At 70.1% G+C, this 24,011-nt stretch carries 25 protein-coding genes and 3 tRNA genes; 21 read left to right on the top strand and 7 right to left on the bottom strand.

What is annotated here, in order from left to right; all coding sequences use genetic code 11:
* Nucleotides 1-26: 26 nt before the first annotated feature.
* On the bottom strand, nucleotides 27-512 hold the full coding sequence (locus tag D0D28_RS15090; protein WP_094006384.1) for a PaaI family thioesterase: 486 nt from the start codon (nucleotides 510-512) through the stop codon (nucleotides 27-29).
* 257 nt (nucleotides 513-769) lie between these two features.
* Between D0D28_RS15090 and D0D28_RS15085 the strand changes: the two genes are divergently transcribed.
* Entirely contained in the window at nucleotides 770-2,131 is a 1,362-nt protein-coding gene (locus D0D28_RS15085; protein ID WP_094006383.1) for an MFS transporter, read from the top strand.
* Nucleotides 2,132-2,181: 50 nt separating this feature from the next.
* Here D0D28_RS15085 and D0D28_RS35650 read toward each other — a convergent pair whose 3' ends face one another.
* On the bottom strand, nucleotides 2,182-2,454 hold the full coding sequence (locus D0D28_RS35650) for a hypothetical protein (RefSeq protein WP_143266210.1): 273 nt from the start codon (nucleotides 2,452-2,454) through the stop codon (nucleotides 2,182-2,184).
* A gap of 52 nt (nucleotides 2,455-2,506) precedes the next feature.
* Between D0D28_RS35650 and D0D28_RS36180 the strand changes: the two genes are divergently transcribed.
* Nucleotides 2,507-2,671 (top strand): hypothetical protein, encoded by a 165-nt coding sequence (locus tag D0D28_RS36180; protein ID WP_167481545.1) that lies wholly within the window; start codon nucleotides 2,507-2,509, stop codon nucleotides 2,669-2,671.
* 380 nt (nucleotides 2,672-3,051) lie between these two features.
* On the opposite strand, the gene D0D28_RS15080 is transcribed toward D0D28_RS36180, so the two are convergent.
* Complete coding sequence (locus D0D28_RS15080) at nucleotides 3,052-4,254, bottom strand: L,D-transpeptidase (RefSeq protein ID WP_116110983.1); 1,203 nt, start codon at nucleotides 4,252-4,254, stop codon at nucleotides 3,052-3,054.
* A 370-nt stretch (nucleotides 4,255-4,624) separates the two neighbouring features.
* On the opposite strand from D0D28_RS15080, the gene D0D28_RS15075 reads away from it, so the two are divergent.
* The gene (locus D0D28_RS15075) at nucleotides 4,625-4,828 is read left to right on the top strand and encodes a cold-shock protein (RefSeq protein ID WP_094006381.1); all 204 of its coding nucleotides are present in this window, start codon (nucleotides 4,625-4,627) and stop codon (nucleotides 4,826-4,828) included.
* Nucleotides 4,829-4,894: 66 nt separating this feature from the next.
* Here the strand turns inward: D0D28_RS15075 and D0D28_RS15070 are convergent, their stop codons facing one another.
* Nucleotides 4,895-5,329 carry a hypothetical protein gene (locus D0D28_RS15070; protein ID WP_116110982.1) on the bottom strand — a complete coding sequence of 145 codons (435 nt, stop codon included), beginning with the start codon at nucleotides 5,327-5,329 and terminating at the stop codon, nucleotides 4,895-4,897.
* A gap of 442 nt (nucleotides 5,330-5,771) precedes the next feature.
* Here D0D28_RS15070 and D0D28_RS15065 point away from each other — a divergent pair, with 442 nt between their 5' ends.
* From D0D28_RS15065 to D0D28_RS37480, 11 genes are all read left to right on the top strand, one after another.
* Nucleotides 5,772-6,008, top strand: a complete 237-nt coding sequence (locus D0D28_RS15065) for a hypothetical protein (protein WP_020418281.1) — start codon at nucleotides 5,772-5,774, stop codon at nucleotides 6,006-6,008.
* A 178-nt stretch (nucleotides 6,009-6,186) separates the two neighbouring features.
* Nucleotides 6,187-6,921, top strand: a complete 735-nt coding sequence (locus D0D28_RS15060; protein ID WP_167481546.1) for an SCO6745 family protein — start codon at nucleotides 6,187-6,189, stop codon at nucleotides 6,919-6,921.
* Nucleotides 6,922-7,082: 161 nt separating this feature from the next.
* Nucleotides 7,083-7,155: transfer RNA gene (locus D0D28_RS15055), tRNA-Glu, on the top strand.
* Between the two features lie 18 nt (nucleotides 7,156-7,173).
* Nucleotides 7,174-7,247: transfer RNA gene (locus D0D28_RS15050), tRNA-Asp, on the top strand.
* A 30-nt stretch (nucleotides 7,248-7,277) separates the two neighbouring features.
* Nucleotides 7,278-7,351: transfer RNA gene (locus D0D28_RS15045), tRNA-Phe, on the top strand.
* 275 nt (nucleotides 7,352-7,626) lie between these two features.
* The gene (locus D0D28_RS15040) at nucleotides 7,627-8,289 is read left to right on the top strand and encodes an NYN domain-containing protein (RefSeq protein ID WP_116110981.1); all 663 of its coding nucleotides are present in this window, start codon (nucleotides 7,627-7,629) and stop codon (nucleotides 8,287-8,289) included.
* A 270-nt stretch (nucleotides 8,290-8,559) separates the two neighbouring features.
* Nucleotides 8,560-9,777, top strand: a complete 1,218-nt coding sequence (locus tag D0D28_RS15035; RefSeq protein ID WP_205413271.1) for a site-specific integrase — start codon at nucleotides 8,560-8,562, stop codon at nucleotides 9,775-9,777.
* A 369-nt stretch (nucleotides 9,778-10,146) separates the two neighbouring features.
* Nucleotides 10,147-11,073, top strand: a complete 927-nt coding sequence (locus tag D0D28_RS15030) for a helix-turn-helix domain-containing protein (RefSeq protein WP_162831072.1) — start codon at nucleotides 10,147-10,149, stop codon at nucleotides 11,071-11,073.
* A 73-nt stretch (nucleotides 11,074-11,146) separates the two neighbouring features.
* Nucleotides 11,147-11,980, top strand: coding sequence for an intradiol ring-cleavage dioxygenase (locus D0D28_RS15025; RefSeq protein ID WP_116110979.1), 834 nt, complete (start codon nucleotides 11,147-11,149; stop codon nucleotides 11,978-11,980).
* A gap of 184 nt (nucleotides 11,981-12,164) precedes the next feature.
* A complete protein-coding gene (locus tag D0D28_RS15020) occupies nucleotides 12,165-12,422 on the top strand; it encodes a PPOX class F420-dependent oxidoreductase (protein ID WP_346009483.1) in 258 nt (85 codons plus the stop codon).
* Nucleotides 12,395-12,559: a hypothetical protein gene (locus D0D28_RS37480; protein WP_346009485.1), complete on the top strand. Its 165-nt coding sequence runs from the start codon at nucleotides 12,395-12,397 to the stop codon at nucleotides 12,557-12,559. The genes D0D28_RS15020 and D0D28_RS37480 overlap by 28 nt, the downstream gene beginning before the upstream one ends.
* Nucleotides 12,560-12,576: 17 nt before the next feature.
* Here D0D28_RS37480 and D0D28_RS15015 read toward each other — a convergent pair whose 3' ends face one another.
* Complete coding sequence (locus tag D0D28_RS15015; RefSeq protein ID WP_116110978.1) at nucleotides 12,577-13,374, bottom strand: class I SAM-dependent methyltransferase; 798 nt, start codon at nucleotides 13,372-13,374, stop codon at nucleotides 12,577-12,579.
* A gap of 117 nt (nucleotides 13,375-13,491) precedes the next feature.
* On the opposite strand from D0D28_RS15015, the gene D0D28_RS15010 reads away from it, so the two are divergent.
* The 3 genes from D0D28_RS15010 (at nucleotide 13,492) to D0D28_RS15000 (ending at nucleotide 16,117) form a co-directional block, all read left to right on the top strand.
* Nucleotides 13,492-13,914: a DUF6194 family protein gene (locus D0D28_RS15010; RefSeq protein ID WP_116110977.1), complete on the top strand. Its 423-nt coding sequence runs from the start codon at nucleotides 13,492-13,494 to the stop codon at nucleotides 13,912-13,914.
* A 9-nt stretch (nucleotides 13,915-13,923) separates the two neighbouring features.
* Nucleotides 13,924-14,862: a winged helix DNA-binding domain-containing protein gene (locus D0D28_RS15005; protein ID WP_116110976.1), complete on the top strand. Its 939-nt coding sequence runs from the start codon at nucleotides 13,924-13,926 to the stop codon at nucleotides 14,860-14,862.
* A 112-nt stretch (nucleotides 14,863-14,974) separates the two neighbouring features.
* Nucleotides 14,975-16,117: a Cmx/CmrA family chloramphenicol efflux MFS transporter gene (locus D0D28_RS15000; RefSeq protein WP_116110975.1), complete on the top strand. Its 1,143-nt coding sequence runs from the start codon at nucleotides 14,975-14,977 to the stop codon at nucleotides 16,115-16,117.
* Here the strand turns inward: D0D28_RS15000 and D0D28_RS14995 are convergent.
* Entirely contained in the window at nucleotides 16,061-16,828 is a 768-nt protein-coding gene (locus tag D0D28_RS14995) for an NAD(P)H-dependent oxidoreductase (RefSeq protein ID WP_116110974.1), read from the bottom strand. The two genes, D0D28_RS15000 and D0D28_RS14995, sit on opposite strands and share 57 nt — an antisense overlap.
* 71 nt (nucleotides 16,829-16,899) lie before the next feature.
* Here D0D28_RS14995 and D0D28_RS14990 point away from each other — a divergent pair, with 71 nt between their 5' ends.
* Nucleotides 16,900-17,931 carry a GlxA family transcriptional regulator gene (locus D0D28_RS14990; RefSeq protein WP_116110973.1) on the top strand — a complete coding sequence of 344 codons (1,032 nt, stop codon included), beginning with the start codon at nucleotides 16,900-16,902 and terminating at the stop codon, nucleotides 17,929-17,931.
* On the opposite strand, the gene D0D28_RS14985 is transcribed toward D0D28_RS14990, so the two are convergent.
* Nucleotides 17,889-20,621: a sensor domain-containing protein gene (locus tag D0D28_RS14985; protein ID WP_116110972.1), complete on the bottom strand. Its 2,733-nt coding sequence runs from the start codon at nucleotides 20,619-20,621 to the stop codon at nucleotides 17,889-17,891. The genes D0D28_RS14990 and D0D28_RS14985 overlap by 43 nt on opposite strands.
* Nucleotides 20,622-20,814: 193 nt before the next feature.
* Here D0D28_RS14985 and D0D28_RS14980 point away from each other — a divergent pair, with 193 nt between their 5' ends.
* The 3 genes from D0D28_RS14980 to D0D28_RS14970 all read left to right on the top strand — a co-directional run bounded on the left by D0D28_RS14980 (nucleotide 20,815) and on the right by D0D28_RS14970 (nucleotide 23,980).
* The gene (locus tag D0D28_RS14980) at nucleotides 20,815-21,975 is read left to right on the top strand and encodes a beta-ketoacyl synthase N-terminal-like domain-containing protein (protein ID WP_205413270.1); all 1,161 of its coding nucleotides are present in this window, start codon (nucleotides 20,815-20,817) and stop codon (nucleotides 21,973-21,975) included.
* A 94-nt stretch (nucleotides 21,976-22,069) separates the two neighbouring features.
* The gene (locus tag D0D28_RS14975; protein ID WP_094006341.1) at nucleotides 22,070-23,194 is read left to right on the top strand and encodes a 5-methyltetrahydropteroyltriglutamate--homocysteine S-methyltransferase; all 1,125 of its coding nucleotides are present in this window, start codon (nucleotides 22,070-22,072) and stop codon (nucleotides 23,192-23,194) included.
* Nucleotides 23,195-23,203: 9 nt separating this feature from the next.
* Nucleotides 23,204-23,980: an IclR family transcriptional regulator gene (locus D0D28_RS14970; RefSeq protein ID WP_094006340.1), complete on the top strand. Its 777-nt coding sequence runs from the start codon at nucleotides 23,204-23,206 to the stop codon at nucleotides 23,978-23,980.
* Nucleotides 23,981-24,011 lie beyond the last annotated feature (31 nt).

Raw genomic sequence — 24,011 nt, 5'->3', positions numbered from 1 at the left:
CCCTTCGCGCGCCGCGCCGGGGAGTGTCAGGGGTTGATGTCCCAGTCCTCCGCGCGGCGGGTCGGCTGCTGCGTGAACTTCTTCAGCGCCTCGGGATCGCCGTGTGTGGTGAAGTGCTCGAGTCCGACCTGGACGAACAGTCCGCGCGCCCGCACCGCGACCGGGCCGTCCGCCGAGTCGAGGTGTCCGTCCGCGCTCGCGTAGATCTTGCGGCCCGCCACACCGTCCACACGCGCGGCGATGAACAGCGTGGTGCCGACCGGAACCGGGCGCAGGAAGTCGGTTTCCAGCTTGCCGGTCACCGCGGGACGACGCAGCAGGTTGCCGACCGTCGAGCCGAGTGCCTCGTCGAAGGCGCACGCCAGCAGCCCGCCGTGGGCGAGCCCGGGCGCGCCCTGGTGCGCGCGCGTCACCGGGAACCGCGAGTACACGATGCCGGCATCGCCGACCGTGGAGTGCATGTGCAGTCCGTTGTCGACCTCACCACACCCGAAGCACTCCGCGTAGTGCATCTCGAGTTTCGTGCCCGGCCCGGGGGCCTTGGGGTGGATCTCCGGCTGTTCGGTCTGGACCGGAGGCCAGGGAGTCGCAGGTCGGCGCTTGTCGCTCACATCGGACACGGTAACCGGTTCTACCGGGAAAACGCCCGGCCACCCCGGGTTCGGAGAGACAAAAACCACGACAGGAGAGAAAATCACTACCCGATGGCACTAAGGTCGCAACCTTGACCGCGCTGGTACGAAACGGTTTGAGGAGGTCGGGGCGAAAGATGGCGAACACAGCGCAGGCACCCGAGGTCGACGAGAAGACGGTCAGACGAGCCGTCATCGCTTCGGCGATGGGTAACGCCACAGAGTGGTACGACTACGGGGTGTTCACCTCGGGTGCGATTGCCGCCAGCATCGGCACCGTGTTCTTTCCCGGCGAGGGGAACGCGATTCTGAAATCGCTGGCGCTGGTGGCGATCGGGTTCGTGGTTAGGCCGTTCGGCGGAGCGTTCTTCGGCCCATTGGGCGACAAGATCGGGCGTCAGCGCGTGTTGGCGATCACGATTCTGCTGATGTCCGGCTGCACGTTCCTGGTCGGCTGCCTGCCGACGTACTCGGGCGAGTACGCGATCGGTATCGGCGCGCCGATCCTGATCCTGTTGCTCCGGTTGATCCAGGGGTTCTCGACCGGCGGTGAGTACGGCGGCGCGGCGACGTTCATCGCCGAGTACGCGCCGACCCGCAAGCGCGGGTTCTGGGGCAGCTTCCTGGAGATGGGCACGCTGGCCGGTTACGTGCTGGGCAACGTGGTCGTGCTGACGGTGACGCTGTCGTTCACCGCGGACCAGGTGGACAGCTGGGCGTGGCGCATCCCGTTCTGGGTGGCGCTTCCGCTCGGCGTCATCGGTCTGTACCTGCGGAACAAGCTCGAGGACACGCCGGAGTTCCGGCGTCTGGAGGCCGCGGGCGAGAAGGCGGAGAAGGCGCCGCTGAAGGAGACCCTGTCCCGCAACTGGCGCATGATCATGAACCTGATCGGGATCGTGCTGCTGCTCAACATCGCCGACTACATGTTGCTGACGACGATGCCGACGTACTTCACGGACACGTTGAAGATCAGCGACAACACGGCGACGGTGATCATCATCATCGTGGAGCTGATCCAGATCGCGTTGATCGCGCCGATCGGCGCGCTCTCCGACCGGGTCGGCCGAAAACCGATGCTGCTGACCGCGGCGATCGGGTTCCTCGTGCTGAGTTACCCGTCGATCAAGCTGATGCAGAGCGGGAGCACGGTGCTGCTGTTCCTCGGGTTCCTCATCGTGGCGCTGCTGCTGGTGCTGATGCTCGCGGTGATCGGGTCGACGTTCCCGGCGATGTTCCCGACCCGCGTGCGCTACGGCGCCTTCGCGATCGGCTACAACGTCTCGACGTCGATCTTCGGTGGTACCTGCGGTGTCGTCGTGACCGCGCTGATCCACGGCACCGGCAACCAGGACTGGCCGGCGTTCTACCTGATGATCGCCGCGGCGATCGCGCTGATCCCGATCATGCGGATCCCGGAGACGGCGCGGGTCCCGATGGACCACATCAACGAAGAGGGTGTGACCGCGCCGCCCGCGCCCAAGGCCGCGACGAACTGACGGTCGGCGGAAGGGTGAGGGCCGGGTCCCGGTTGGGGCCCGGCCCTCGCTCACTCGGTGACCTCGGCAGCGTCGCCCGCGGCACGAGGAGCGAAGTGACGCCGTGCGTAGGTGGTCAGGGCCGATGCCACCGCAACCGCCAAGCCGGCTTCCACCAGCAGAGCAGCGAACACCATTGCTTCCTCCTCGTGAGTATTCGGGCGCGGTCGTTCACCGCGCCGTGTGACAGGGATGTGGCCGGGGATGATCCCCGTGTTACTCATCGCCACGGAGTTGGTGAGCATTTCACCGACAGACCCCCGTTGAGGGGTGATCTCGGCCACGGCAGAATGAACCGTGGCAGAACCGGAATCGTCCCGAGGAGGCGGCTGCGGGATGGGCGAGCAACGTCGGCCCGGAGCGGGTGAAGCGGCGCGGCTGCTGCTGGACGACATGACGCAGCAGATGGTCGCGGTACCACCGCTGCTCGACACCCCGGAACGCGACGAGGCCCCACTGGCGCCCGCGCCGCCCCCGGCCCTGGACGGCCACGCGCTCTAGCTGAGCGCGGTGCTCCACCCGGTGTTTTCCGGGGGGTGCGGGACCGGCCGATCCGGTTCGACGGTCCCGAGCGCGAGGATCAGACCACCCGCCGCGCGGCTGCCCGCGCCGCCACCGGCCCTAGGACGGCCACGCGCTAGCTGCGCTCGGTGCTCCACCCGGTGTTTTCCGGGGTGGGGTTCCGCAGATGCTGCTACTTCCTCGCGCGCCCTCGCCCCGTCACGCGGCCCGGGACGGGCCGATCCGGTTGGCCGGTCCCCGAGCGCACCGATCAGATCGCCCGCCACGCGGCTGCCCGCGTCGCCGGCGACCTGGAGTCGTCACCCCGGAAACAGTGAAGGCCACCCCCGAACCGGGAGTGGCCTTCACGCCTTTCCAGATCAGCCGGCGAGGGCGGACAGCCTCGTCCAGTCCGCCCACGAGTAGGTCCAGTCCGAGTAGTCGCCGTCCTTCGCGGACAGAGTCTGCGTGCTGCCGGTGATCTCGACCGGGTCACCGACCAGCGCGCCGTCGTAGTACTCCTTCGCCCGCGCCGGCGACAGGTTCAGGCAGCCGTGCGAGACGTTCTGCTTGCCCTGCGCCCACATCGACGACGCCAGGCCGTGGATGAACTCCCCGTTGTTGGAGATCCGCACCGCCCACGGCACGTTCACGTCGTAGTAGTCGTAGCGCGGGTTGCTCATCGAGTAGGTCGCGTGCTTGGACATCACGACGTGGACCCCGCTGTGCGTGACCCGGCCCGGGTCGGAGTCCAGCCCGTAGCTCACCGGGTAGTCGGCGATCTGCACGCCGTCGCGGATCACCTGCATCCGGTGGGTCCGGGTGTCGCCCTTGACGATCTGCGACCGGCCGATCGAGAACGCGGCCGTGACGTCCTGCTTGCCGTAGGTGCCTTCGCCGATCTTCAGGCCGTAGAGGTTCGCGGCGACCTTGACCTGCGTGTTCGGCTGCCAGTACTCCTTCGGCCGCCAGTGCACGCTGGTGTCGGACACCCAGGCCCACGAGCCCTCGGTCTTCGGCGTGGTCTCGACGGTCAGGGCACGCTCGACCGCGGCCTTGTCGGCGACCTTGGAGCTGAAGGTCAGCGCGATCGGCATCGCGATGCCGTAGACCTGGTTGTCGCCGACGTTCAGGCTGCCCGACAGCTGCTTGCGCGGGCTGACGGTGGTGAACGAGCCGGTGATGGTGGCCTGCTTGCCGTCCGCGCCCAGCGCGGTGCCCGACCACGTGTACTTCTTGCCGTAGCCGAGCGGTTCGGTGATCGTCCAGCTGCGCTTGTCGGCGCCCAGCCGGCCGGCGACCTGCTTGCCGTCCGGGTTGGTGAGCGTGACCGACTGCAGCTCACCGTCCGTCACCGTCACCTGCGCGGCGTCCGCGGGCGCCACGTCGGTGGCCCCGTCGGCCGGCTGCACGGCGAGCTTGGCCGGCCCCGCCGAGGTCTGCTGCGCCTCGGCGGACGCGGCCTGCCCGCCCCCGGTGGTGCCCGGCGAGCCGTCGCCGCTGCACGCGCTCACGGCCAGCAGCGCGGCCAGTCCGAGCCCGATCAGTGCCAGCGGCTTGCGCCGCTTGTGGAGTCCTGTCACCTTCTGAAGCCCCTTCTCCCCTGTCGCCAGACAGACGCGTGTGTGTAGGTGATCGTTGACGCTCAGGAGTGTGACTCCCGTCACTATCGAGGGATCCCGGTGTCGGAACGCCACGGTCGGGCGCTAGTTGATCAGCCTATCGAGTGGGTCCGACAGTGATCGGGTGACGGGCTCTAGGCCATTTCCGTGACTGAGTCAATGGGGTCCGAAAACGCGCTGATCCGGGTAGGCTGCGGCGCAGGCCGTTGTTTTGCGTGGTCGTGGCTACACACTCGCGGAACTTTCGACGCGAGCCTGGAGCCGCACGCGCTCGTCGCTCACCCGTCGAAACCGTCCGGGCGGCCCGGGTTATTGACGAGGAGCAACAGCGGTGGCGCAAGGCACTGTGAAGTGGTTCAACGCCGAGAAGGGCTTCGGCTTCATCGCCCAGGACAACGGCGAGGGCGATGTCTTCGTGCACTACTCGGAGATCGAGGGCCGCGGGTTCCGCACCCTCGAGGAGAACCAGCGCGTGGAGTTCGAGATCGGCCAGGGGCAGAAGGGGCCGCAGGCCCAGAAGGTGCGCGTCATCTGACGCTCACCGGTCCGCAACGTCCCGTCCCCGGCGGATTTTCCGCCGGGGACGGTTTTTTCTCCGTCGTCAGACCTGGCCGGCGCGCGGCCGGTCCCAGTTCTGGTCGAAGTGGTGCTGGTCGGTGTCGGCGACGCCGGTGTGGTCGGCGAACTGGCGGCGCTCCTGCGAGGCGGCCTGCGCCTCCCACGCGAGGCGCTCCAGGACCCACTCGCGGGCCAGGGCCTGCGGCGACGTGCCGCGCTCGGCGGCGATGTCCTTGAGCTGGGAGCTGGCGATCAGGTTCATGCGCAGCTGGTAGACCTGCGCTTCGCCGAAGCGCTTGCCGGTCCCGGTGCTTTCCGGACCGGTCTCCGGCGCGAGGGCGGCCAGGTAGCTGGTCAGCTCGTGGTCCTCGACGGCGCTCTGCGCTTCCTTGTCCGGCGAGTTCCGGTGCTTGCCCGGGTTGACCGGCTTCAGGTTGGTCCGGGTGTTGTTCCGGCGTCCGAGAGAGGGAAGAGGCACCCGGCCACGATAACGGTTCGGTCTCGAGACGGCCCTCATTGTGGTGCAGGACACACCGGTTCTTCCGGTTTCGCTGGGCCATCCGGGGGGTGCGTGCACCCACATGTCGCAGTGACGAATGCGAGCCGGAAAGAGTCCCGGAAATGGAGGGGCCCCCGCGCCAGGGGGAGGAACGCGGGGGCCGGAGGGGATCTCCACAGGCGCTGACCGGGGGTGTGTCAGCAAGTCGATTGTTACACGACGCGGCCCGGTGACGCGAGTGCTGCGCGGGAAAAATTGCCCCGAACCGTCATCGCCTCGTCGTCTGCGGTTCATCTGCCGCGGCGCGGAATGGGGACGTTGCGTATTCACAGGTTCACTCTGCGGGGGGCTGCGTCGCCGACGTTCCGCTCGCTAGCCTCGCGGCGAAGTTGTTGGCGCGACAGTCCTTTCGGGAGGAGCTATGAGCGGGTCTGTGGAAGTTCGGCAGTTCCTCCTTCGATACGAAGGCGGCGATCCGGCCGGTGTCCCCACGCAGCGTTCGGGGCAGGCCGACGCGCCCCGCGTGTCGGACGACCAGGTGCGACGGGCTCGGTTGGCCGTGGCCGCCGGCGCGATCGACGCGCAGGACTGCGCCCAGTTGCTGGACATGCTCGGGCTGGTGCCGGACGAGGAAGGCGTGAACCCGGTCCAGCGATGAATTCCCGCTCAGGGGTGCACCCCCTGGCAGCACCCCTGAGCGGCCCCAGACCCGGAAAGATACCGGCGTTGTCCGGTCCGGGGCAAACAATTTCCACCCAGTTGCTTCGCTGTCGGTGAAATTGCCGTCACGGCTTCCGCTGCGTGTATCATAACAGCGTTACGAATGGAGGCAGGCAGTGGAGATCGCGAAGGAGATCCGTCCCGCGGTGCAGAAGTGGGGCGGGGCGTTCATGACGTCGCCGGAGCTGGCCGAGGTGGAGCGCGAGGCCGGGCTCGGGCGGCGGGCGTTGTACTTCCGCGGCCGGTCCGCGGTGCTGGGTGATCCGTCACCGGCGGTGGTCGCCGAGCTGTTCGGGATCTTCCCGCGGTGGGTGGTGGACGCCGTCCTGCCGCGGGCGACCGAGCGGTTGGGCGCGGACGCGGCGGTCTCGGCGTACACGGAGGCGTTGTACCGGTGGTCGAAGGCGCACCTGCGCGAGTCGCCGCTGGCCGCGTTGCTGCCCCGCTTGGTGGAGGCCGCGGACGCGAGCGGCTTGGCGCTGTTCGCGGGGTGGCAGCAGGTCGAGTGGCCGTCGGATCCGGTCGCCCGGGTCGGCCACGGCCTGATGCTGCTGCGCGAGTACCGGGGCGGGCTGCACTTCGCGGCGCTGCGGGCGGTGGGGCTGACGGTGCCGGAGGCGGTGGTGGCCGACCCGGAGGGCGGACGCGCGCGCCTGCTGCGGACGGCGTGGTCCCCGGAGGCGGCCGACGAGCTGATCGCCCGCGCCCGTCGTCGCCCGGATCTGGAAGCGCGCTGGCGGCGAGCGGAGTCGCTGACCGATGAGCGGATGGCGGAGCTGCTGGAGGTGCTGCCGGAGCCGGAGCTCGGCGAGCTGGTGCGCTCGCTGGCCGCGGTCGGTCGCGAAGAGTGACCGGGCCAGCCGGGCCGGGTCCTCGCGTGTTTGCGCAGTTCAGGGGTGGTTTTCGGGGTTAAGGGATACCCGGTGGAAGGGCGGGTTCGGGGTGCCCTATGCTTGTAATCGCTCCCAGGGAGACCTGAGAGCGCGGTCGGTCGGTCACCCGAACCGGCCGGGCTCCCATCGTCTAGCGGCCTAGGACTCCGCCCTTTCAAGGCGGCAACGCGGGTTCGAATCCCGTTGGGAGTACGCATGACAAGTGCATATGGCCCTGTGGCGCAGTTGGTTAGCGCGTCGCCCTGTCACGGCGAAGGTCGCGGGTTCGAGTCCCGTCAGGGTCGCAATAGCGTCTGGCTTCAGCCGGCGTTTCCGGCCAGGTAGCTCAGTTGGTACGAGCGTCCGCCTGAAAAGCGGAAGGTCGCCGGTTCGACCCCGGCCCTGGCCACGGTCGATGAACCGCTCCGATGCAGGTCGGGGCGGTTTTTTCATGTCTGCGATCTCCTGCGGCTCTGCCCGGCGTTGACCTTGGTTGACCCCGGATTGCCGCCCCTTGGGGCACGCGGGGGGCACGATGCTGGTCGCGATGAGCTACGTCACTCGGCCCGTGCCCGGGCCCACCCCCCGGTTGAAGGCGACGGACGTTCATGGCACTATGTACTCATAGCTCCCCACCGTCCTCCGGGACTGGTGGGGCTTTTTTATTGTCGTACCCTTACCGCTATGCCTCTCCGCGCGTCGGTGATCATCGACTATCAGAACGTCCACCTCACCGGCCACGGCCTCTTCGACTCAACGAGGTTCGGCCCTCCGCATGAGGCTCTCGTGGACCCTCTTCACTTCGCCAACCAGTTGATCCAGGTCCGCAACCAGCGACAGCGTCCGGGGATGGATCACGCCGTGCTTCGCAAGGTTCTCGTATACCGCGGCTTGCCATCGCCCGACCACGACCCCAAGGCGTACGCACGAAACCTGGCGCAGCAGGCGCACTGGGAGCGCGATGGCCGCGTGACAGTGCACCTGCGTCCTCTGAAGTACGACTACCACCGCGACGCGACCGGGGCGAAGGTCGTGGGGCCAGACGGGAAATACCTGGTGAGAGGTAAGGCGGAAAAAGGTGTGGATGTACTCTGCGCCCTGGCGCTCGTCCGAGAAGCTCTTGATCCAAATGTCGACCTCGTCATCCTTGCGTCCCAGGACAGCGACCTTGAGCCGGCACTGGACGAAGCTCTCGCTCTCGGCTCCGCCAAGGTTGAGACCTTCGCCTGGTTCAACCCGGGACGTAGCTATAAGTCCGCGGAGATTCGTCCAGCGTCGCGAAGGATCTGGAACACTCGCATGGGGGAGACGGAGTTTCGCCGCTGTTGGGACGTGAACAGCTACTAGTGAATCGGGGGTGCTCTTGCTCGCTCGGTTCCCCCGCCCCCTCGTCCCTGCCGTGCTTTGCGGCGGGGCGGCCGGGTCAAGGGTGAGCGAAGCTCATCGCGCAGCGACGCCGAAGGCGCGCCCTTGATGCGGTTGGACCGCCGTAAGACGCTCGAGCAGGAGGGGGCCTTCGCAACGCATGTCCGCGCCGCCGAGCTGAGGTGTTGCTTGGTGGCGGGTCCCTGAGGCGCGCCGCCGTTGGCTGCGCAGCCGGGGACGAGCACCCAAGCTGTGCTGCGCGGCTCGCCGGGCGGAGCGGAGCGGCAGCCCGGCGTCAGCCGCGCCCCGACATATTCGGAACGTCAGGGGACGGTCCCCGCGCGCCGCCGACGGCGGCGCGCCTTGATCGCGCCGAACGGAAAGCGGCAGTACGCGTCGAACACGTTCCGGACGAAGACCGATGCTGATCGCTGGCTCGTCGGGGTCGAGGCGGACATCAGCCGCGGGGCTTGGCTGGATGACAAGCTCGGCCGGGAAACGTTCGGCAACTACGCCGATGCCTACCTCCGGGACAACCCGGACGTGGGTGACCGCTGGGAGGAGACGTGTCGGCGGAACATGCGCCTGCACATGACGGAGCTGCTTGATCTGCCGTTGATCGCGATCACCCCGCCGGTCGTGCGGAGCTGGTACGGCAAGGCGCTGGCGGGGACAGGAGGCAAAACCTCCATCGCTCAGTCGTACCGCTTCCTGCGGGCAGTGATGAACCAGGCGAAGCGCGACGGGGCGATCCAGGTCAACCCATGCCAGATCCCGGGCGCTGGGTCCGACAAGGCCAAGGAACGGGGGATCGCAACACCGGGGCAGGTAGCCGAGCTGGTCGAGGCGATCACTCCTCGGTACCGGGCGGCCGTCCTGCTCGCTGCCTGGTGCGGGCTGCGGCGCGGGGAGGTGTGCGGGCTCCGGACCGAGGATGTGGACCTGATCGCCGGGGTGATCACGGTGCGCAAGAACAGGGTGGAGCTGCTGGAGAGCCCGAAGAAGTACGACAAGGACCCCAAGACGGATGCCGGGCGGCGGGAGATCGCGTTTCCTCCGCATCTGAAGCCCTACCTGGTCGAGCACATGACCAAGTGGGCGGGGGCGGAGCGGTTCTTCGTCGGCCGGGATGGTCAGCCGATGCGGGGTAACGCGGTCTACCAGGCGTTCGTCCGTGCCCGGAAGCGCGTCGGTGTGGATGTGTCCTTTCACGACCTCCGCCACACCGGACAGACGCTCGCCGCAAGCACTGGCGCGACACTGGCGGATCTCAAGAAGCGCCTCGGGCACTCGTCGGCAGCGGCGGCGCTCCGGTATCTCCACGCGGTCGAGGGGAGGGACAAGGAACTGGCCGGGGGAGCTGAGCAAGCTGGCCGAACGGGGCGACGCGATCAAGCTTCCGAAGACCATCATCGTGAAGCACTGATTGGGGCACGCGGGGTGCACGAACCGGCCGTGCACCCCGCATGACCAGCGGAAACATCTGCGCCTGAAAAGCGGAAGGTCGCCGGTTCGACCCCGGCCCTGGCCACCGCTTCTAGCAGCACAAACGGCCCCCGCCGATCATGGTGGGGGCCGTTTGGCGTTCGAGGGTGCTCGATGAGGGTTTCAGTTGGGGCTCCAGAAGTACCCGTTGAGCAGCGGGGGCCGGGACGCTCCCGAGGGGTGGTGACCACACCGGAGGAGCGGTGCCCGGCGGGAGGTGGAGCTGGCGCTGCGCCTCGCCTTACGGCCCGGGACGTCGGCTCTGGACCAGCGGCGGACGCTTCCGCCGCTGGCGCGGACCGCCCACGACCAGCCGCGAGTGGTGGACCGGAAGTTCGTTACGATGAACCGGCGATGGGCAGGTCCGACTCGACATCCGAACTCGCGCTGACCGAGGCGGAGCGTCAGGCTCTGACGCGCTGGATCGGCCTCCCCTCCACGTCCCAAGCGGTCGTGCTGCGCTGCAAGATCGTGCTCGCCTGTGAAGAAGGCCGGACGAACGTGGACATCGCACGCGAGTTCGGCGTCTCCGCCCAGGTCGTCGGCAAGTGGCGGGCGAGGTTTCGCGAAGGCCGGCTCCCCGCGCTGAAGGACCGGCCGCGCTCCGGCGCACCCCGCACGATCGCCGAGGAACAGGTGCAGGCCGTTGTGGACGCGACGTTCACCGAGCCGCCACCGAACGGAGTCCGCTGGACCAAGCGCGACATGGCCCAGCGGGTCGGGATCTCGCCCTCGTCGGTGGTGCGCATCTGGCAGCGGCTCGGTATCACTCCCAACACCGGCCGCGTCCGCGAGGAGCAGCGCTCCGACGATGCGGCGTGGAGCGCGCTGTACATCGCGCCCCCGGAGGCGGTCATGGTTCTGGCCGCGGACCCGGATCGAGGGCCCGAGGCCGACGCGCGCACCAAACAGGCAGCGGCGACCCGGGGAATGGCGATGCGCGGCCGCTTGGCCAGACTGCTGTCGCAGCGGATCGGAGCACCGGACGCGGGCGAACTGGTCCGGTTCCTGCGCACCGTGCAGCATCGGGTTCCCGTCCGGCAGGAAATCCACCTGATCTGCCACGGTCTCGGGACGCGCAAGATCGAGGCGATCCGCCGGGTCCAGGAGCACAGCCGCGCCCTGCACCTGCACTTCGCGCCCAGCGCGGAATTCTGGCTCACGCTCGTCGAACGGCACATCGGCCCGCTCGCCGCCGGAACACCGCTCGGCATGGCCCTGGAGCGGATGCTGCAGAGCTCGTCGCGTACCCGCAAAGCGTCCACCTGGTACCAGCCCTAGCATCAGCCGATTCGACGAATTTGTGGTCCAGCACGGGATCGGCGTGGATCATTCATGCCTACATTGAGCCGTCGTGGATGACCAGCGAACACCTTCACCGGAATCAGCCAGCCACGGAACCTCCCGCAGGACCCTGCTCACCGCAGTCGGTCTCGGCGTGGCGGGGTTGGGTGTGGCGGCGTGCGCTCCGGCCGACGAGGCAGCTTCCGGAGCAGCACAGGCCAGCCCTGTCTCGAACGCGACCCCGCCGAACTGCGTGTTGGCGCCCGAGGCCATCGAGGGCCCGTACTACATCGACCGCAAGCTCATTCGCAGTGACATCCGTGAGGACCGGCAGGGTGTGCCGGTCGAACTGACCCTCAGGGTCGTCGACGCGAAATCCTGCGCCCCGCTGCCGGGCGCTGTCGTGGACATCTGGCACTGCGACGCCCTCGGCTACTACTCCGGACACCTCGACCTCGACCCGAACGTCGCGCCGATGCCCGATCCGCACATCGATCCGACCGATCCCTCGACGTTCCTGCGCGGGACGCAGATCAGCCGCGCCGACGGCGAGGTCACGTTCCGGACGATCTACCCCGGCTACTACTTCGGCCGGGCGATCCACATGCACGTGCTGGTGCACGTGGGCGACAAGAGAGTCCACACCGGTCAGCTGTACCTGCCGGAGGAGCTCAACGCGCGGGTCGTTGCGACCATGCCCTACTCGGATCGGCCCGGTGCACCGGAGCGCGTGACGAACGAGACCGATTTCCTGTACCAGCAGCAGGGTGGTGCGCAGAGCACGCTGCGGGTACAGCCCCTCGGACCAGATCTCAGCCACGGCTTCCGGGCGTCGCTGTCGATGGGCGTGACTCCGGATGAGACACCGCCGCCCGCCACCTTCACGCCCCCGCCGACGACCTGATCCGGATCGCCACATCGGGGCGGGCCCGGCTGTTCGACACGCGCCCGCCCCGAACAGGTGAGCGTGGTGGTGCCCGCGCACACTCTGCGGTCGGTTCATCAGGGCCTGGCCGCGTAGCTGGAGCCGGGAAGAACTCGGCCTCCGCATCCGTTGATACGCAAGCAGCGAGCGGAAGGGTGAGGTCATGTCGGTGGCGTTCAACGAGGAGATCCGCAAGCTTCTGGACGGGAGGAACTTCGCCACCGTCGCGACGCTGAACCCGGACGGCGGGCCGCAGACCTCGGTGGTCTGGATCGCCCGGGACGGAGACGCGGTGCTGTTCTCCACCACGGCAGGGCGGCAGAAGGCCCGCAACCTCACCCGGGACCCGCGGATCAGCCTCACCGTCTACGACACCGCCAACCCGTCCACTCGGTGGACATCCGTGGCACCGTCGAACTGATCGAGGACCCGGAGAAAGCGCTTCCACGGCAGCTCTCGCAGAAGTACCTCGGCGAGGACCCGCCTCCCGAGTCGGACGATGTCCTCCGGTTGATCGTCCGGGTGATTCCGGAACGGATTTCCGGCTTCGCTGTCTGAGGGCCGGCCGCGCCCGCTCAGGCCGGCTTGCTCAGGAAGTAGTACGCGTAGCGCTTGTCGAGTTCGTTCTCCGGGACCAGTTCGATCGCCTCCGGGCGGAAACCCACCCGCGCGGCCAGCTGCCAGAACTCGGGGATCGCGTAGGTCGTCATCTGTGACGGGCCCGTCCGGTAGGAACGTCGCCGCGGGCGGGTCACCCACCGGCCCTCGTCGTACTTGATCTGGATCAGGGCCAGACCGCCGGGCGACAGCATGCGGTGCGCGAGCCGCAGGATGCGATCGCCGTACTCCGGCGTTGGCAGCACCTCGAAGACATAGAGACAAAGGAACACGTCGCAGGGTTCGGGGACCTCCCGCAGCACCGACTCCGGCCGCGGGACGTCGATCGCCACCGCGCGGAACGGGGTGTCGCACACCGACTTCACCTGCTTCTCGCACTCCAGCAGGCTCTCGGTCGAGATGTCGACCCCGATGAACTCCCGTGCGTGCGGCGCGAAGTGCACCGCGTTCGCGCCGCCGCCGCAACCCCACTCCACCACTCGCTCCCACGGGCGGTCGAAGCCGGCCATCCGCGCGCCCCGGCGGAACATGTCCAGGTGCTGGCGGCCGATCTCCTGCCACGGCACCTTCTCGCCGAACACCGGGGCGTCCGCCCAGTGCGAGTTGTCCTTCCAGCCCCGGTCGGCCCGGTCGGTCCAGAACAGCTGCGCGTCGGCGGCGAGGCGGCGTTCGGACTGCGTCAGGCCGATGCCGGCGAGCCCGCGGTGCCACGCGGCCCGCGCGAGCGAGATGACTCGGCGTCTTCTTTCGGACATATCGGTCATCTTGCGCGATTAACTCGCCTGGGGGAACCTCCTCGTGTGGGTGGAGGAGTAGTGACACTCATCACTTGTGCCGCACATTGATCATCAGTATTGTGCTTGTTTGGCGCGGTGGATATCGAGCACATTCGACAGGAACTGGCCGCCTTCGACGGCACCCGGATCGCCGAGGCGAACGGGGACATCTTCGCCATCTACGACCCCCGCGGGGATCTTCCGCCGCAGCGTCAGATGCCCTGGGCAACGATCGTCACCTCGGACACCGAGTTCGACAACACGTCCAACCTGGACCGGCCCGGGGTCTTCCGCCTCAACATCGGTCTCACGCGGGACCGGTTCGCCGAAGTCGTGCCGCCGGGCGACTACGACGTCACCGCCCTGGACGTCCTCTTCCCGCACCCCGTGTACGGGGGCCAGCACTGGGTCTGCGTCATCAACCCGGACCGGACCTGGCCGGAAGCCCGGAAACTGCTCGACGAGGCGTACGCGTTCGCCGTCCGGAAGTTCGACAACGCCGACCGCCGGCGCCGGTAGCCTGCCGGCATGGACGTACGGCGCCGCCGGGTCGCGGCCCAGCTCCTGGACCGCACGGCCGGGACCACGCTCGTCGGCGCCGTCCGTCATCTGCTCGCCGTGCAGGCGCAGGAACCGGCCGCCTTCCCCCTGGCGCTGCGGGCGCGGGTGCCCGGCCTGACCGGCGCCGAAGTCGACACCGCCCGCCACGACCGGACGCTCGTCCGCTGCTGGGGGCCGCGCGGCACCCTCCACCTCATCGCCCGCGACGACCTGCCCTGGCTGTACCCGCTGGTCAAACCGAACCCGGCGAACTCGCTGCGCCGGCTCGAGGAACTGGGCGTCGACAACCCCGACGGCTCGAGAGCAGCCGCGGCCCTCGACGGCCAGGGCCCGCTCGCCAAAGCCGAGCTCGGCGAGCGAACGGGAACCGAAGGGCAGGCGACCGTCCACCTGGCGATGCTCGCCGCGGAGCGCGGGCTCGTCGTGCTCGGGCCGGAGCGCCGGGGCAAGCCCACCTACGTCCACGCCGGAGACTGGCTGGGCGCACCCCTGCCGACCGAACCCGGCGACACCGCCCTCGACCGGCTCGTCGCCCGATACCGCGCCGCCCACGAACCGGCCGAGCCCGCGGACCTCGCCGCCTGGTCCGGACTCCCGGTGCGCCACCTGAAACGCGCGTGGCGACCCACCACAGTGGACACCAGAGACGCCGGCCCCACCGTCCGCCTGATCCCCGCCTTCGACGAGTACCTCCTCGGCTGGCGCACGCGGGACCACGCCGTCGCCCCGGAACACCGCAAGCTCGTCCACCCCGGCGGCGGCATCATCCGGGCGGCGGTCCTCGTCGATGGCCGGGTCGCCGGCACCTGGACCCGCGCTGCCGGCCGCGTCGAGGTCCAGCCCTTCGAACCGCTGCCCGATCTCACCGCGGAGATCGACGACCTGCGCCGCTTCGACGGAAAATGAGTCGATCGCCCCGGCCGCGCCCGCTAGGCTGCCCAGCGTGAACAGCCCCGAGTCGGACAGAGGCCAGCGGATCACCCGCTGACCCCTGTTTCTCCGACTCGGGAGCTTTGCCATGCCCTTTGCCGTCTACCTGCTCGGGCTCGCCGTCTTCGCCCAGAGCACCTCGGAATTCATGCTGTCCGGCCTGGTTCCGGACATCGCCACCGATCTGCACGTCTCGATCGCCGACGCCGGCTACCTGACCTCGGCCTTCGCGGTCGGGATGATCGTCGGCGCGCCGCTGCTCGCCATCCTCGCCCGGCGCTGGCCGCAGCGCCGGGCGGTCACCGCGTTCCTCGTCGTGTTCGCCGCCGCGCACGTGCTCGGCGCGCTCACCGGCAGCTACGCCGTCCTGCTCGCCACGCGGATCGCGGCGGCACTGGCCAACGCCGGGTTCTGGGCGCTGGCCACCACCGTCGCCGTCGCGCTCGTCGCGCCGGATGCCAAGGGCCGCGCGATGTCCGTCGTGATGGGCGGGGTGACGCTGGCCTGCGTCGCGGGCGTTCCCGGCGGCGCCGTGCTCGGCCAGGCGTGGGGCTGGCGCTCCGCGTTCTGGGCCGTGGCCGCCCTCGCCGTCGCGGCCACGGTCGCGGTCGTGCGCACCATCCCGGTGTCCAAACCGGACACCGAGGCGACCGCAGTCCGGCCGCTGCTGCGTCGTCCGCTGCTGCTCACCTACCTCACCAACGCCCTCGTCCAGGGCGCGACCTTCTGCACGTTCACCTACCTCGCGCCGCTGGTCACCGAGGTGGCCGGGCTGTCCGAGGCGTGGGTGCCTGTCACGCTCGTGCTGTTCGGCGTCGGCGCGTGCGCCGGGATCGTGTTCGGTGGCCGCGTCGCCGACGCCCGGCCCCGCGCCGTCCTGCTGACCGGCACGGCCGCCCTGACCGCCGGCTGGATCGCGCTCGCGCTGAGCGCGTCCAGCCCGGTCGTCACGCTCGTTCTCGTGTTCCTGCAGGGGATGCTGGCCTTCGGGCTCGCGCCGGCGCTCACCGCGCGCGTGTTCTACCAGGCCCCGGGCAACGCGCTGGCCGGCGGCTTCACCACGGCCGCGTTCAACGTCGGCAACACGCTCGGCCCGGCGCTGGGCGGGCTCGCGCTCGACGCGGGATTCGGGTTCCGGTCGCCGGTCGTGGTCAGCGCGCTGCTGATGGTCGTGTCAGTCCTGCAGGTGTACGGCCAGGTCCGACCGGCCCGGAGCGAGATCGGCGCGTAGCACCAGGTTCTCGTCGTACTCGCCGCGGTTCTGGTAGCGGAACGGGATCGGCTCCGCCGTCTCCAGCGTGCGGAGCCGGTCCCGCAGCCCCTCGACCGCCGCGGCGTACCCCGCCTCGTCCAGGCGGTCGGCGCCCAGCACGGCGAACGGCGGCAGTGGCGCGATGCCGGTGTACCAGAACGTGCCGTGGTGCAGGGGGAACAGCAGATCGTTGAGTTCACCGTGGACGCCACGCGGCCCGATGCTGGACGGCCGCGCACCGATCGTCGTCACCGCCATCGCCCGTTTGCCGGTGAGCTTGCCGTCGCCGTACCGCAGCACAGTGCCGTCCGGCGCGGCGATCCCGTAGCCGAGGCCCTTCACGAAGACCCGGTCGAACCAGCCCTTGAGGATCGCCGGTAACCCGTACCACCACATCGGGAACTGCACCACGATCGCGTCCGCCCAGGCGAGTTTCTCCTGTTCCGCCTGGATGTCGGCGGGCAGGCGGCCGGACTCGTACGCCTCCTGCGACGCCGCCGCGACCAGCATCCGCTCGCGCGGGTCGTGGGCGAAGTCCTCGTAGTCGACCACCGGGTTCCACTTCATCGCGTACAGGTCCGACACCCGGTACGAGTGGCCGAACTCCTCCAGCGCCTTCAGGCCCTCGTCGCGCAGGGCGGCGTTGAGCGAGCGTCCCTCGGGGTGGGCGAAGATCCACAACACGTTCATGACATCCAGGCTCCGCTCACGAGAACGCGCCGACGAGTGGCCCGATGGTCAGTATGTGACAGGATCGGGCCATGACGGTTTTCGCCAACGACGGTCGGCACCGGGTCGCCGTGCTGGTCCGCGACGGTCTGCTGCCGATCGAGGTCGGGATCGTGCACCGCCTGTTCGGGCAGGCCATGACCGACGGCGAACCGCTGTACGAGGTGCGCACCTGCACCCTCCGCCCCGGCGTGGTGCGCACCGACACCGACTTCACGGTCAACGTCGAGCACGGCCTGGAGGCCCTCGCCGAGGCCGACACGATCGTCGTGTCCTCCTCCGACGAGGACTACGGCCCGCAGCCCGGCGGCCCGCTGCAGGGCCCGCTCGCCGACGCGTTCGCCGCGATCCCGCCGGGCACGCGCATCGCCTCGATCTGCAGCGGCGCCTTCGTGCTCGCCGCCGCCGGGCTGCTGGACGGCCGCCCCGCCACCACGCACTGGCAGTCCGCCGACGACCTGCGCACGCTGTACCCGCGCGTGCAGGTCGACCCGAACGTCCTCTACACCGAATCCGGCAACATCCTGACCTCGGCGGGTGTCGCGTCCGGCATCGACCTGTGCCTGCACATGATCCGCCGCGACCACGGCGCCGCGGTGGCCAACGAGGTCGCGCGCGGCACGATCGTCGCCCCGCACCGCGAGGGCGGTCAGGCCCAGTACATCCCGCGGCCGGTGCCCCAGCCGACGGTGTCCTCGACCGGCGCGGCGCGGGCCTGGGCGCTGGAGAACCTGCACCGTCCGCTGACGCTGCGGCAGCTCGCCGCCCGCGAGTCGATGAGCGTGCGCACCTTCACCCGCCGCTTCCGCGAGGAGGTCGGCCTCTCGCCGGGGCAGTGGCTCACGCAGCAGCGCGTCGAGCGCGCCCGCCAGCTGCTGGAGGAGACCGACCTGCCGATCGACCGGGTCGCCGAGGACGCCGGGTTCGGCAGCGCCGGATCACTGCGCCAGCACCTGCAGGCCGCGCTCGGCGTCTCACCGAGCGGCTACCGCTACACCTTCCGCGGCAGCCGGGCCGAGGATCAGGACCACAGCTCCGCGGCCGGCAGCGGCCTGCCCAGGTAGTAGCCCTGCGCCTGGTCGCAGCCGAGCCGCTTGAGGATCTCCAGCTGCTTGGCGTTCTCCACGCCCTCGGCGACGACGGTCAGGTGCACCGCGTGGGCCATCGCGATGATGCTCGTGACGATCACCTCGGCGTCGCCGGTTTCGCCCAGCCGGGTGATGAAGGACCGGTCGATCTTCAACGTGTCGAGCGTCAGCCGCTGCAGCTGGGCGAGCGACGAGTACCCGGTGCCGAAGTCGTCGATCGCCAGGCACACCCCGAGCTCCCGCAGGGCGGCGAGCGTCTTGCTGGTCACCGTCGAATCCCGCATCAGCGCGCTTTCGGTGATCTCCAGGCACAGCGCCTCCGCGGGCAGCCCGGTCACCGCCAGCGCCTCCTCGACGGCCAGGACCAGCGCCGGGTCGTCGAGCTGGCGGGTGGACAGGTTGATCTTCAGCCCGACCGCGGCGCCCTGCGCGCGCCGCCCGGCGACCTCGCGCGTGGTCTCCCGCAGGATGTGCGAGCCGAGCAGGTTGATCAGGTCGCTCTCCTCGGCCAGCGGGATGAACTCGGCGGGCGAGATCGGCCCGTGCACCGGGTGCGTCCAGCGCAGCAGGCCCTCGACCGCGACCATCTCGTCCGTGCGCAGGTCGACCACCGGCTGGTAGGCGGCCCACAGCCGGCCGTGCCGGACGGCGTCGCGCAGGTCCTGCTCCAGCCGCAGGCGCCGCTGCATCCGCATCCGCAGCTCGACGTCGAAGAACTCGTAGCGGCCGCGGCCGAGCGTCTTCGCGTGGTACATCGCCACGTCCGCGTCGCGCAGCAGCTCGTCGGCGTCGCGCTGGTCGCCGGGGCCGGTGAGCACGATCCCGATGCTCGCGTCGACGTGCAGGCGGCGCCCGTCGACCGAGATCGGCGTGGTCACCGCGTCCCGGATGTGGTTGGTCAGCGCCCGCACCCCGGACTCGTCGTGCACGCCGAACGCGATCACCACGAACTCGTCGCCGCCGAGCCGGCCCACCACATCCCCGGCGCGCACCGCGTGCCGCAGCCGCTCACCGGCGATCTGCAGCACCCGGTCGCCGACCGTGTGACCCAGCGAGTCGTTGATGACCTTGAACTTGTCCAGGTCGATGAACAGCACCGCGGTGGCGCCGTAGCCCTCCTCGTGCAGCGCCGTGTTGAGCCGCTGCAACACGAGCGTGCGGTTGGCCAGGCCGGTCAGCGGGTCGTGGGTGGCGTCGTGCGCGAGCCGCTCGCCGATCGCCTTGCGCTCGGTGATGTCGGTGAACGACAGCACGTACGCCGAGGACGGCATGTCCTCCGGGTTCATCGCCCGGCACGACAACGACAGCCACACGATCCGGCCGTCCGCGCGCTTGGCCCGCAACACCCGGCCCTGCTGCGGCTCGCCGCCCTCGGGCAGCTGCTCCGACGGGTATTCCGAGGGGTCGAGCCGCCGCCCGTCCTCGTCGTAGAGCGGCCAGTTGTCCGGCGGCGTGGCCATCAGCTCCGCCTCGGTGGCGCCGAGGATGTGCTCGGCCGCGGGGTTCGCCGAGATCACCCGGCCGTGCGGGCCGATCACCAGCACACCCTCGTCCAGCGCCGCGACGACCGTGCTGAACTGGCGTTCCGCGCGGCGCCGGGCGGTCTCGTCCGCGCACACCAGCACGTAGCCGTCGTCCATCTCGGCCGCCGACACCCGCACCGCGAGCGCCGAGCCGTCCGCGGCGCGGTGGGTGGCCTGCGCGACGCCGCCGTGGGCGAGCACGTCGCCCGGGTCGAGCGGTGCGCCGACCAGCCGGCCGACCTCCTGGCCCAGCGCGTCGGCGGCCCGCCAGCCGTAGATCGTCTCGGCGGCCGGGTTCCAGCTGGTCACCCGGCCCCGCGCGTCGGTGGCGATGATCGCGTCGCTGACGTGCTGCACGAGCGCGGCCTGGAAGCGCAGCGCGGCCTCGGCGGCCTTCTGCGCGCTGACGTCCCGCATGATCACCTGGAAGGCCGGCTTGCCCTCCCAGGTCGTGCGTACCGACACCGACTCGATCGTGACCTGGCCGCCGTCCAGCCTGGTCAGCACCGCCTCCGCCGGCTCCGACGTGGCGCCCGGCTCGTTCAGCCCGGCGATCCGGCGCAGCATCGACGGCACCGACGGCGGATCGACGAAGTCGGTGATCGGGCGACCGAGCACCTCGGAGACGGACTTGGCGCCGACGAACCCGAGACCGGCCGGGTTGGCGTAGGTCAGCACGCCGTACTGGTGCACCACGATCCCGTCCGGGCTCAGCTCGACGAGCAGCCGGTAGCGGTCGGCGAGGTCGGCCAGCTCGCGCCGGTCCTCGTGCCGGTCGGTGACGTCCGTGGCGATGCCGAGCAGGCCGCCCTCGAACGTGCGGGCGTGGAACCGGATCCAGCGCGCGTCGCCCGCCGGGGTGCGGTAGGGCTGCTCCAGCTCCAGGTCGTGCCACACCGGCGCGGTGCGGGCGGCCACGAGCAGCGGCTCGACCAGCTCGGCCAGCGTCTTGCGGACGTCGCTGTCGGGCGCCCCGGGCAGCGCGAGCAGCCGGTCCAGACCGGGCCGCCAGGCGAGCACGTCACCCTCGAACGCGAACGACCAGATCACCGCGCGATCGGCGGACAACGCCAAGTCGATCACCTGTTCGTGATCGACGGACAGGCCAGGGACGCCCACCCCGTGGTTGGCGTTTGGCTCCATCTTCCGTCCGATCCGCCGAGCATCTTCTGCTGTTCGATTACACCATTCGGCCGGTTTCCCGTAGTCCGTCCGCACCAATCTCCGGTGGCGGACTTCGCTCGGTTATGCCCTTCCGGCCGGCCGACGTTGGCTTGGCATGAGTCCGTCCCTCGGGACGGATCGTAGAGGCAATGACGAAGGAGGGGCGAGTGCGATGGACTCGCGGGAAATGGCGATCTGCGGCATCGGTGCCGTCACCGGCTACGGCTGGGGCCGCGAACACCTGTGGGATGGGCTGACGTCCGGCAAGCCGGCGGCCGGCCTGGAAGCCGGTTACGGGGCCAGTCCGGAGGAACCCGGCTGGGTCGCGAAGGTGGCCGACGGCGGCAACCCGGTGGACGGGCCGAGCCGGTTCGCGCGGGCGATGCGGGCCGCTGCCCGGGAGGCGATAGCCGATGCGGGGGAGCGCGGCTGGCAGCCCGGGAAGCGGGTCGGACTGCTGCACGCGGTGGTGCTCGGCGAGGTGGACCTCTGGCGGGAGTTCTACCTCGACCGCGGAGGCGACGTGCGGCCGCGGGAGTACCTCGGGCTGATGCCGTCGACGCCGATGTCGACGTTCATGCAGGAGTACGGGTTCCACGGACCGGCGATGAACGTGTCGGCCATGTGCGCCTCCGGCAACGCCGGGCTGCTCACCGCGAAGGCGTGGCTGGACGCCGGGATCGTGGACGACGTGGTGTTCGTCGCCACCGACGTGTCGGCGACGCAGGAGAACGTGCGCCACTTCGTGCGGCTCGGCGTGGCCGTCACCGACACCGAACCGCTGGAGGCGTGCCGTCCCTTCCAGGAGGGCAGCCGCGGTTTCCTGGTCGGTGAGGCGGCGGTCGCGTTCGTGCTGTCCCGCAACGCGACTCGCCCCTACGCGATCGCGCTGGGCGGGGCGATGAACCACGACGGGTACCACGTGACCTCGGTCGACCCGGACCTGCGCCAGGTCCGCGGCTGCTTCCGGGACGCGCTGGCCAACGCCGGGGTGCCCGCGGCGGCGGTGCGCTACCTCAACGCGCACGGGCCGGGGACCAAGCAGTGCGACACCGCCGAGGCGACCATCCTCGAGCAGGAGTTCGGGGCCTCGACCGGGGTGTACTCGGTCAAGCCGCTCGTCGGGCACTGCCAGGGCGCGGCCTCGGCGGTCGAGGAGCCGGTCGACGCGCTCGGCTACGACCGCGGGTACATCCCGGCGCCGCCCGCGGTGGCGCCGGGGCACCCGCAGCTGCTCACCGGCCGGGTCCCGGTCGGTGACGGCCTGACCGTCAAGTCGTCGCTCGGCATGGGCGGCCACAACTCGGTCGTCGTGCTCGGCCCGCCGGCCTGATCCGGAGAACCTTCCGTCCCGCGGTCGTCGAGGCGGGTTTCCGCGGGGCGGAAGGCGGGTTGTGCGCGGTGATGCGGTGCCCGAAGATCGGGGCATGACTGTGCGCACGACACCGCCGTTCCGCGCCGATCACGTGGGCAGCCTGCTGCGGCCCGACGAACTGCACCGGGCCCGCGAGGACTTCGCGCGGGGCGCCATCGGCGCCGAGGACCTGAAGGCCGTGGAGGACAGCGCGATCCGCGACGTGGTCGCGATGCAGCGCGAGGTCGGGCTGCGCTCGGCCACTGACGGCGAGTTCCGCCGCGCCTCCTGGCACATGGACTTCATCTACGCCCTCGACGGCATCTCCCGCAGCGACGAGAAGCTGCACGTCAAGTTCCACAACGCGGCCGGGGACATCGAGTTCAGCCCGGCCGGGCTGAAGGTGGACGGCAAGGTCGGGCTGTCCGGCACGATCTTCGGCGACCACTTCGCGTTCCTGAAGTCCATTGTGGATCCTGCGCAGACGCCGAAGCAGACCATCCCGTCGCCCAGCATGATCTACTACCGGGGCGGCCGCCGCGCCGTCTCCGAGCAGGTCTACCCCGACCTCGAGGAGTTCTACACCGACCTCGCCGCGGCCTACGCCAAGGAGATCGCCGGCATGGCCGAGCTGGGCTGCACCTACCTGCAGCTCGACGACACCAGCCTGGCCTACCTCAACGACCCGGCGCAGCGGCGGCTCGTCGCCGAGATGGGCGGCGACCCGGACAAGCAGCACGTGCGCAACATCAAGACGATGAACGCCGCGCTGGCCGGCCGCCCCGCGGGGCTGACCGTGACGACCCACCTGTGCCGCGGCAACTTCCGCTCGTCGTGGGTGGCCTCCGGCGGGTACGACTTCGTCGCCGACGCGTTGTTCAACGAGCTGGAGGTCGACGGCTACTTCCTGGAGTTCGACGACGAGCGCTCCGGCGGGTTCGAGCCGCTGCGGTTCGTGCCGAAGGGCAAGTACGTCGTGCTCGGGCTGGTCACGACCAAGCGCGGTGAGCTGGAGACGGTCGACTCGCTGCGGCGGCGCATCGACGAGGCGGCGCGCTACGTCGATCTCGACCAGCTGTGCCTGTCCGGGCAGTGCGGGTTCTCCTCCACCGAGGAGGGCAACGACCTCACGCAGGACGAGCAGAAGGCGAAGCTGGAGCGGATCGTCGAGACCGCCGAGCTGGTGTGGGGCCGTTAGCCTGAGCTGATGCGGCACACATCGGCGCAGGCGCCCTCGGTCGTCGACCGCGTGCTGGACGTGCTGGCCGCGTTCACCCCGGAGCGCCCGGCGCTGACGTTGTCCGAGCTGAGCCGCCGCACCGGGCTGCCGCTGTCCACGACGCACCGGATCGTGGGCGAGCTGGCGCGGCGCGGGGCGCTGGAACGGCAGGACGACGGGCAGTACCGGGTCGGGTTGTGGCTGTGGGAGGTCGCGTCGCTGTCGCCGCGCGGGCTGGTTCTCCGAGATGCCGCCATGCCCTTTCTCGAGGACCTGTACGAGGCCACGCACGAGAACGTGCAGCTCGCGGTGCTCGACGTGCCGGACGTGGTGTACGTGGAGCGGATCTCCGGGCGGAACGCGGTGAGCATCGTGTCCCGGCCCGGCGGGCGGCTGGCCGCGCACGCGACCGGGGTCGGGCTGGTGCTGCTGGCGCACGCACCGGCCGAGGTGCAGGAGCAGGTGCTGGCCGCGCCGCTGCGCCGGTACACGCCGAAGACGATCACCTCGGCGGACGAGCTGCGCCGCGTACTGGCCGACGTGCGCCGCGACGGGTACGTGATCAGCGACCGGCAGGTGGAGATGGTGTCCCTGTCGGTGGCGGCGCCGGTGTACGGCCCCGAGGACGCCGTGGTGGCGGCGATCTCGATCGTGATCCCGGCCGCGGGGCCCGACCCACGGTCGATGGTGCCCGCGGTGCGCGCGGCGGCGCGGGGAATCTCGCGAGCGCTGGGCGCGCCGAGGGCACTGCGGCAGCCCAGCTGAGGCCGGGTGCGGGGGCGGGCGGGCGTTGCGG

The sequence above is a fragment of the Amycolatopsis ruanii genome (genome assembly GCF_003385175.1).
GTDB classification, from domain to species: Bacteria; Actinomycetota; Actinomycetes; order Mycobacteriales; family Pseudonocardiaceae; genus Amycolatopsis_E; species Amycolatopsis_E thermalba.
Note: the sequence above shows the minus strand (reverse complement) of the source record. Positions and strands in the feature narration are given on the sequence as shown.

Bases quoted from the DNA above. Each gene is read 5' to 3' on its own strand.
- D0D28_RS15040 (WP_116110981.1), top strand. From the start codon at position 7,627: ATGCCTCTCCGCGCGTCGGTGATCATCGACTATCAGAACGTCCACCTC.
- D0D28_RS14995 (WP_116110974.1), bottom strand. From the start codon at position 16,828: ATGAACGTGTTGTGGATCTTCGCCCACCCCGAGGGACGCTCGCTCAAC.
- D0D28_RS36180 (WP_167481545.1), top strand. From the start codon at position 2,507: ATGGGCGAGCAACGTCGGCCCGGAGCGGGTGAAGCGGCGCGGCTGCTG.
- D0D28_RS15015 (WP_116110978.1), bottom strand. From the start codon at position 13,374: ATGTCCGAAAGAAGACGCCGAGTCATCTCGCTCGCGCGGGCCGCGTGG.
- D0D28_RS15090 (WP_094006384.1), bottom strand. From the start codon at position 512: ATGCACTACGCGGAGTGCTTCGGGTGTGGTGAGGTCGACAACGGACTG.
- D0D28_RS15030 (WP_162831072.1), top strand. From the start codon at position 10,147: ATGGGCAGGTCCGACTCGACATCCGAACTCGCGCTGACCGAGGCGGAG.
- D0D28_RS15085 (WP_094006383.1), top strand. From the start codon at position 770: ATGGCGAACACAGCGCAGGCACCCGAGGTCGACGAGAAGACGGTCAGA.
- D0D28_RS15020 (WP_346009483.1), top strand. From the start codon at position 12,165: ATGTCGGTGGCGTTCAACGAGGAGATCCGCAAGCTTCTGGACGGGAGG.
- D0D28_RS15000 (WP_116110975.1), top strand. From the start codon at position 14,975: ATGCCCTTTGCCGTCTACCTGCTCGGGCTCGCCGTCTTCGCCCAGAGC.
- D0D28_RS14985 (WP_116110972.1), bottom strand. From the start codon at position 20,621: ATGGAGCCAAACGCCAACCACGGGGTGGGCGTCCCTGGCCTGTCCGTC.
- D0D28_RS14990 (WP_116110973.1), top strand. From the start codon at position 16,900: ATGACGGTTTTCGCCAACGACGGTCGGCACCGGGTCGCCGTGCTGGTC.
- D0D28_RS14970 (WP_094006340.1), top strand. From the start codon at position 23,204: ATGCGGCACACATCGGCGCAGGCGCCCTCGGTCGTCGACCGCGTGCTG.
- D0D28_RS14980 (WP_205413270.1), top strand. From the start codon at position 20,815: ATGGACTCGCGGGAAATGGCGATCTGCGGCATCGGTGCCGTCACCGGC.
- D0D28_RS14975 (WP_094006341.1), top strand. From the start codon at position 22,070: ATGACTGTGCGCACGACACCGCCGTTCCGCGCCGATCACGTGGGCAGC.
- D0D28_RS15065 (WP_020418281.1), top strand. From the start codon at position 5,772: ATGAGCGGGTCTGTGGAAGTTCGGCAGTTCCTCCTTCGATACGAAGGC.
- D0D28_RS15005 (WP_116110976.1), top strand. From the start codon at position 13,924: ATGGACGTACGGCGCCGCCGGGTCGCGGCCCAGCTCCTGGACCGCACG.